8 protein-coding genes, 7 tRNA genes and 1 rRNA gene are annotated in these 6,071 nt (G+C 43.5%); 1 reads left to right on the top strand and 15 read right to left on the bottom strand.

Features of this window, described 5'->3' with window-relative positions; genetic code table 11:
• Positions 1 to 268: 268 nt before the first annotated feature.
• The 3 genes from L6I86_RS35420 to L6I86_RS35410 form a co-directional block, all read right to left on the bottom strand.
• Complete coding sequence (locus tag L6I86_RS35420) at positions 269 to 1,336, bottom strand: FUSC family protein (RefSeq protein WP_236293614.1); 1,068 nt, start codon at positions 1,334 to 1,336, stop codon at positions 269 to 271.
• 129 nt (positions 1,337 to 1,465) lie between these two features.
• Positions 1,466 to 1,672 (bottom strand): DUF3934 family protein, encoded by a 207-nt coding sequence (locus tag L6I86_RS35415; protein ID WP_236293612.1) that lies wholly within the window; start codon positions 1,670 to 1,672, stop codon positions 1,466 to 1,468.
• A gap of 25 nt (positions 1,673 to 1,697) precedes the next feature.
• The gene (locus L6I86_RS35410) at positions 1,698 to 2,141 is read right to left on the bottom strand and encodes a HEAT repeat domain-containing protein (RefSeq protein WP_173121621.1); all 444 of its coding nucleotides are present in this window, start codon (positions 2,139 to 2,141) and stop codon (positions 1,698 to 1,700) included.
• Positions 2,142 to 2,326: 185 nt separating this feature from the next.
• Here L6I86_RS35410 and L6I86_RS35405 point away from each other — a divergent pair, with 185 nt between their 5' ends.
• Complete coding sequence (locus L6I86_RS35405; protein ID WP_276574938.1) at positions 2,327 to 2,578, top strand: helix-turn-helix domain-containing protein; 252 nt, start codon at positions 2,327 to 2,329, stop codon at positions 2,576 to 2,578.
• Between the two features lie 228 nt (positions 2,579 to 2,806).
• Here the strand turns inward: L6I86_RS35405 and L6I86_RS35400 are convergent, their stop codons facing one another.
• From L6I86_RS35400 to rrf, 12 genes are all read right to left on the bottom strand, one after another.
• The gene (locus L6I86_RS35400) at positions 2,807 to 2,992 is read right to left on the bottom strand and encodes a hypothetical protein (protein WP_056621921.1); all 186 of its coding nucleotides are present in this window, start codon (positions 2,990 to 2,992) and stop codon (positions 2,807 to 2,809) included.
• A 104-nt stretch (positions 2,993 to 3,096) separates the two neighbouring features.
• Positions 3,097 to 3,762: a thiaminase II gene (tenA, locus tag L6I86_RS35395; RefSeq protein ID WP_236293608.1), complete on the bottom strand. Its 666-nt coding sequence runs from the start codon at positions 3,760 to 3,762 to the stop codon at positions 3,097 to 3,099.
• 199 nt (positions 3,763 to 3,961) lie between these two features.
• Entirely contained in the window at positions 3,962 to 4,549 is a 588-nt protein-coding gene (locus tag L6I86_RS35390; protein WP_236293606.1) for a thioredoxin family protein, read from the bottom strand.
• Positions 4,550 to 4,577: 28 nt separating this feature from the next.
• A complete protein-coding gene (locus L6I86_RS35385) occupies positions 4,578 to 5,000 on the bottom strand; it encodes a VOC family protein (RefSeq protein ID WP_236293605.1) in 423 nt (140 codons plus the stop codon).
• Positions 5,001 to 5,209: 209 nt separating this feature from the next.
• A tRNA-Pro gene (locus L6I86_RS35380) sits at positions 5,210 to 5,283 on the bottom strand.
• A gap of 9 nt (positions 5,284 to 5,292) precedes the next feature.
• Positions 5,293 to 5,364, bottom strand: a tRNA-Gly gene (locus tag L6I86_RS35375).
• 42 nt (positions 5,365 to 5,406) lie between these two features.
• Positions 5,407 to 5,486: transfer RNA gene (locus L6I86_RS35370), tRNA-Leu, on the bottom strand.
• Positions 5,487 to 5,541: 55 nt separating this feature from the next.
• A tRNA-Lys gene (locus L6I86_RS35365) sits at positions 5,542 to 5,617 on the bottom strand.
• A gap of 16 nt (positions 5,618 to 5,633) precedes the next feature.
• Positions 5,634 to 5,708, bottom strand: a tRNA-Gln gene (locus tag L6I86_RS35360).
• Positions 5,709 to 5,718: 10 nt separating this feature from the next.
• Positions 5,719 to 5,792, bottom strand: a tRNA-Trp gene (locus tag L6I86_RS35355).
• A 12-nt stretch (positions 5,793 to 5,804) separates the two neighbouring features.
• Positions 5,805 to 5,886, bottom strand: a tRNA-Tyr gene (locus L6I86_RS35350).
• Between the two features lie 89 nt (positions 5,887 to 5,975).
• A 5S ribosomal RNA gene (rrf, locus tag L6I86_RS35345) occupies positions 5,976 to 6,071 on the bottom strand; the annotation flags it as partial.

Genomic DNA, 6,071 nt, shown 5'->3' with positions numbered 1-6,071 from the left:
CTTTTATAGTCGATTACTCGACTGTGCTTACTCACTCGTTGTTCAGTTTTCAAAGATCAATTTCTTTCGTTCACTGCCGTGTTACCGAAGCAGCGAGAAATAATATACCATATTGATTTTTCATTTGCAAGCTTTATTTTATTTCATCCATTCGTGAAGATAATCAACACGTTCAGACTCCATGGTTTGTGCTTGTTCATGCCTGTCCTGTTCGGAGCAAGAAACATAATATAGCACAAACCATTTCGTAATGCAAACTTAATCTGAACTATTTGAGTCGAATACTTTTGAGCAAAATTTCAAGAGGTTCCCTCTCTTCCGTCTCCCCTCGATGATCATGCTCCACAAGTTTATCCAAACGCGCGATCTGATGACCATAGTCATACATGGCTGCTGCCACAATGGAGAGTCGAAGCATACCGCTTGGTTGTTCGCTATACCGTGCAAGGAGATCGATCATAAACTGTTCGTTCTCCGCTTCGATTTCCAAACTATCCGAGCTTGTATCCTTCAACTTATCATCGTACTTCAAGAGTACATGCTCGTGGTACTTAATCAATTTCTCCATATGATCGTCAAAACATACATCCGTTTCCGCACTTGGGGAAGCCTGAAAATAATGCTCATCTACAGCTTCCAACACCTCAAGCCCCTTGGACATGACAAGCAGCTTCTGCTTGTACACGACGAGTTCACGGATCCTTTTGGAGCCGCTGCCCTTCAACTTCTTAATTTCTTCTTCCATAAGTCTATATTTCTCAGATAGTGACTTTAAGCTACTGCGAAGACTTTCCTTCTCTTCACGAAACACCGTTTCCTTGATCTCATTCGAAATCACAGTCCGGAGGAGCAGTGACAATTTGCTGAAAATAGATCCGATCTGCGCTGCGAATTGTTCCTTAGGCTTAGGTGGGAAGAATAGTACATTCACCACGAAGGCACATCCTATCCCGATCAAGCTAAGCAACAGCCGATTAACCGCAAAACGCCACTCCCCCGACGCCTCCATCACAGCCACAACGGTTACTAAGGTAAGACCTATCGTTTCTTCCATTCGTAAACGTAAACTTAGAATGATAACAATAATACATACAATGCCGATGGCAATCACATTTTGTGAAAAAAACATCCCCGCCAACAGAGCGAAAGCCGCACCAATAATATTGGTCTGCAGCTGATCTAAGAAATAACGCCAGGAGCGATAAATCGACGGCTGCATCGCAAAGATCGCCGCAACAGCCGCAATGACTGGTGGCGTGAATTCGAGCCAAGCACTTATGTATAAAGCTAATGCAACAGCGATGCCTGTTTTCCACACGCGTGCCCCAAATACCATGACTCTCACCTCATCCAAAATATCCTACATCTATCTTACACAGGTCATGTGATGGATGCAAAAACAGTTGATTCAACAAAGAAACCACCCTCGTAAGATGCCGAAGGTGGCTCGTTGCTTAGCAATTTGCTAAGCTTTTGTGCTTTTGGTACTCGCAGTACTTGAAGTATTTGAAGTATTTGAAGTACCTGCAGCCTTGGCCGCGATTGCAGCGGCTTTCAAACCTTTACTCTTGTAGGGTTTCGGGGCACTCTTCGCCCGGTTCTCACTTGCTTTCCACCGGTTCCAGCCTTTGCTGTCAGTACCTCTACCTGTTCCACCTTTACCCTTAGCCATAAACTCACTCCATACGTGTTGCTTCTTATTTATTAGTTAATAAACCCGACCATGTCGATTCTAGCCATTGATCGAAATCAGAGCCTTTGTCACCTTCGTAAGTGTCATAAACATCACTTCTCATTTTCTGCAGCTTTTCCTTGAAAGCCTCATACGTATGACCTTCAGGCAAGCTCTTCTTGATGCGAAGTAAAATTTTACCTACGCCTTTAATTAAATCACCTTTTTTGCGAGGAGGCATTTGAACATCCTCACCTAAAAGTTTGAGTTTGCGGTAAGCCGTCTCCTGTATCGCATACACGGTATCATTGGTCATAAGACGTTTAAGAATATGAACCGATTGTTGATCGCCATGTTCACCTAATGCTTCAACGGCAGAAAGACGCTCCCTCCAATTGGATGTGCGGTTTGCTGCTTTTTTCAACTCTTCAAAATCGGTAGGTAACTCATTGTGTAATTCAATATTCAACTGATTCAAGCTCCTTCTGTGGCTATATGTGTTAGATGTTACACTTTTTTTGGGCAGAGCGCCAACTTTTTGATATGTTTAGTTTATGGAAGTACCATTTAAACAGGATTTTTCATATTAAATCACCATATATAGGTATCTCTTTTTGGGTTCGAATTCAATAACCTCAACTTGAAGTGAATGCGATGTCCGATTTCCTAAGGCTCGTTGGTGAGCGATTACGTATGATTAGAAAGCTTAAGGGATACACACAGGATCAGCTTGCTGAAAAAACAGGAAAAGTCGGTATGAGCAAATCGCATATATCGGATATTGAACGAGGCCAAAGGAACATTTTATTGACCACGTTAGAAACACTAATGAATGCGTTAGACATAGACCCGAGCGAGTTGTTTAATTTTCAAAAACTTGACGGTGTAGATGGCATCCATGAATAGAAATTGATTATCGATATTCACAAAAGCATGCTTATGGAACGTGGGCTTGATGAAGTTCAATATATTGTCTGGACGGCGAGTGATTTCCTAGGAACGTTAGATGCTAAGGAAGCTAGTAGACGAAGCAAGAAAGACTAACACAAATACAAAAAAGCAACGAGCAGCTCGCATGTAGCGAATGACTCGTTGCTTTTCTTTCCCCTTTTAACCGGAATTCCTAGTATCAACTTAACTCACTACAACCCCCCTACAATACTTACACACTGGCGCATCAATAGCGATTTCCTCGTTGCAGTAAGAGCAGGGCTTGTGGGTTTTCACTTCAGCAGGCGCTTTGGATTTACTTCTTCTTACACTCAGGATGACCAGCGCACCAACGACCACGACAATCACAGCCAAAATCCAATAAATCATACGAAACACCTCCCAGTTGATAACCAACTTTTGATGATTTCCGTATATGTATATTCGTTCTATTGGCTCTTATGAATGCGTTTCATTAGCACTTGTGTCGGAAATTACAGCCACATCTGTTGTTGGTACGACATTTCCCAGAACAACGTTTCGTAGCGAGTCGTATTCAAAAAAATAGTTTCTAATCGTGCTAATTCACTTTCCGATTTCCCTAAGGCTAGTCGATCCATTAAATTTATGCACCATTGTGCATGTTTACCGAACTCCTCTGAGCTGTATCCCCTCACCCATTCTCCATAATCAGGATGATCCACTGCACCTGGGAACTCCTTCAACATGCGGCCGATCTCCCAGTAACTCCACATACAAGGAAGTAATGCTGCTGTTAACTCCGCTAATCCGCCATTCTGTGCTACATGCAACATGTAATGCGAATAAGCGAGTGTAATTGGGGAAGGTTCTGCCTGCTCCAATTCTTCCCTGGTGATACCGAAGCGAGCTGCGTAGGAACGATGAATGCCCATTTCTTCATGCAAAATGTTACTTAGTGACGCTGAGAATTCACTCATCGTTGTGAGATCTGGAGCTTTGACAGCTCCTAATGCGAACAATTTGGCATAATCAATTAAATATAAATAGTCTTGGATCATGTAGAACCTGAATTTATTGCGGTCTAGGGTTCCCTGACCTAATTCTTGAACAAAGGGATGTTGCTGGGTTTGGCGCCATTCGTGCTGATATTTCTGGACTAAATGCTGTGTAAAGGACATTATGGGTCTCCTTTGGCATGTGATTGTAAACTGAATAGATGAGTGTGTTACTGTTAGTAGATTTGGTGAACTCTATTATTTTACCATATTTTAACTTAGTCACTAGGAATGAATAGGTAGAATGCAAAAAATGAACCTCCACGGTATGGAGGCTCATTGCTTTCAATTTTTTGAGATATGTATACACGACAGAAGTACGCTATACCAAGTCACACGCATCAGCAGGCATCCAATGCGCATCCTTACCGTCCCATTTTACATTACAGCCAAGTGGGTTCGTCAACGGTAATGTAATCACTTGACCAGAGGTCAGCTTTTCTAACGCGATATCTAAATTATTTATTGTGATTTTTGACGCATCCTTAGGATTATCTACGCCGCGTCCCGTGTAAACTAATCTGCGATTTTCATCAAAGACATAAAAGTGCGGCGTTCTTAATGCACCATAGGCTAATGCCGTTTCTTGGGTTTCGTCTCTCAGGTACGTCCATGGATATTGATGCTCCTCCATGTGCGATACCATATGATCAAAGGAATCTTCTGGCTTGGTGTTCACACTGTTGGCGTTGATACCAACGAACTGTACACCCTTATCTTTATACCGATTGGCAGTTTCGCGTGTTACTTCATTAGAACCGATCACATAAGGGCAATGGTTGCAAGTAAAAAAGATTACGAGCGTTTTCGCATCTTTAAAATCCTTCAACGCGTATGTTTGTCCATCCGTAGCTGGTAATGAAAAATCAGGCGCTTCATCTCCGAGCGATAAAGTAAAGGTAAAAGCCATGTCACATGCCCCTCTCATCCCTGAAAATTTATAGTTGGTTCTCTCCAGTACTCTGGAAAAACTCAATAATTTCACCATTTAATCCTTTGACAAAAGCAATTCGCACAGGTGTTGGCGGGTTCAAGCCTAAGATGACATCTTTAGGCTCTACCGTCACGATAGCTCCAGCAGCAACGGCTGCTTCGACAGCTCCATCAACATTATTACTACGGAATGCTACATGAAAAAAATATCCTTCTGGTATCTGCTCACCCGTTCCTCCAGCGAATACCTCCATATAATTCCCATCGCCAGAGTCTAACAAGACCGCACGTTTATTCCCTTCGCCCCAGTTGTTTTTCTCTACAAAGCCTAAACCTTCTGTATAAAACTTGACTGTCGCGTCAAAATCATTCGCTCTGAGTGCAACGTGATGAAACCCGCCGCCGCCTATTTTCGCATTCGTACCCACTACTTTTTCCTCCTTAGAATTCTTACTTTTGCTTCATTTCCAGTATACTCCAACAGGCGTGGTTAGAAAATGAGTTACATCAAGGTAACTAAGTAACCAGGGGTAATTCTAGGTGAAGTAAGAATGACTGCAACACTTCGTTCAAAAACAAAATGATCACAACAAAAAACCACAATCCTTCATCACTTGATGAAGAACTGTGGTTGATATCGGGACGACACGATTTGAACATGCGACCCCCTGCTCCCAAAGCAGGTGCTCTACCAAGCTGAGCTACGTCCCGAAGATAAAAAGCGGAAGACGGGGATCGAACCCGCGACCCTCGCCTTGGCAAGGCGATGCTCTACCGCTGAGCCACTTCCGCATAGGGGTCCCTAAGCTGCATGAAGCAACCTAGGGACGGTGATGCGCGTAGAGGGACTTGAACCCCCACGGTCGCCCGCTAGATCCTAAGTCTAGTGCGTCTGCCAATTCCGCCATACGCGCATGCTGGTAAATCTGAGAGACTTTAGTCTTCGCCTAAAGATCCCTATGAATGAAGTGGTGAGTCATGTAGGATTCGAACCTACGACACCCTGATTAAAAGTCAGGTGCTCTACCAACTGAGCTAATGACTCATGTGTTGTGAAAAAATGGCTGGGGATCAAGGATTTGAACCTTGGCATGACGGAGTCAAAGTCCGTTGCCTTACCGCTTGGCTAATCCCCATTGATCTTATTGGCAGGGGCAGCAGGAATTGAACCCACACCAAAGGTTTTGGAGACCTTTGTTCTACCCTTAAACTATGCCCCTAAATAAGGTATATGGAGGCTGATGGATTCGAACCACCGAACTCGAAGAGAGCAGATTTACAGTCTGCCGTGTTTAGCCACTTCACTAAGCCTCCATAAAGGCAAATCAAATCTTACTAGACAAAAAAAATACCCATGCAGAGAGACTTTAATCTTCGATTAAAGATCCCTATATTAGGTATCTGCTTGGCAACGTTCTACTCTCCCAGAACCCTGCGGTTCAAGTACCATCGACGCTGGAGGGCTTAACGGTCGTGTTCGAGATGGGAACGCGTGGGTC

It is taken from the genome of Paenibacillus allorhizoplanae (genome assembly GCF_927798215.1).
GTDB classification, from domain to species: Bacteria; Bacillota; Bacilli; order Paenibacillales; family NBRC-103111; genus Paenibacillus_E; species Paenibacillus_E allorhizoplanae.
Note: the sequence above shows the minus strand (reverse complement) of the source record. Positions and strands in the feature narration are given on the sequence as shown.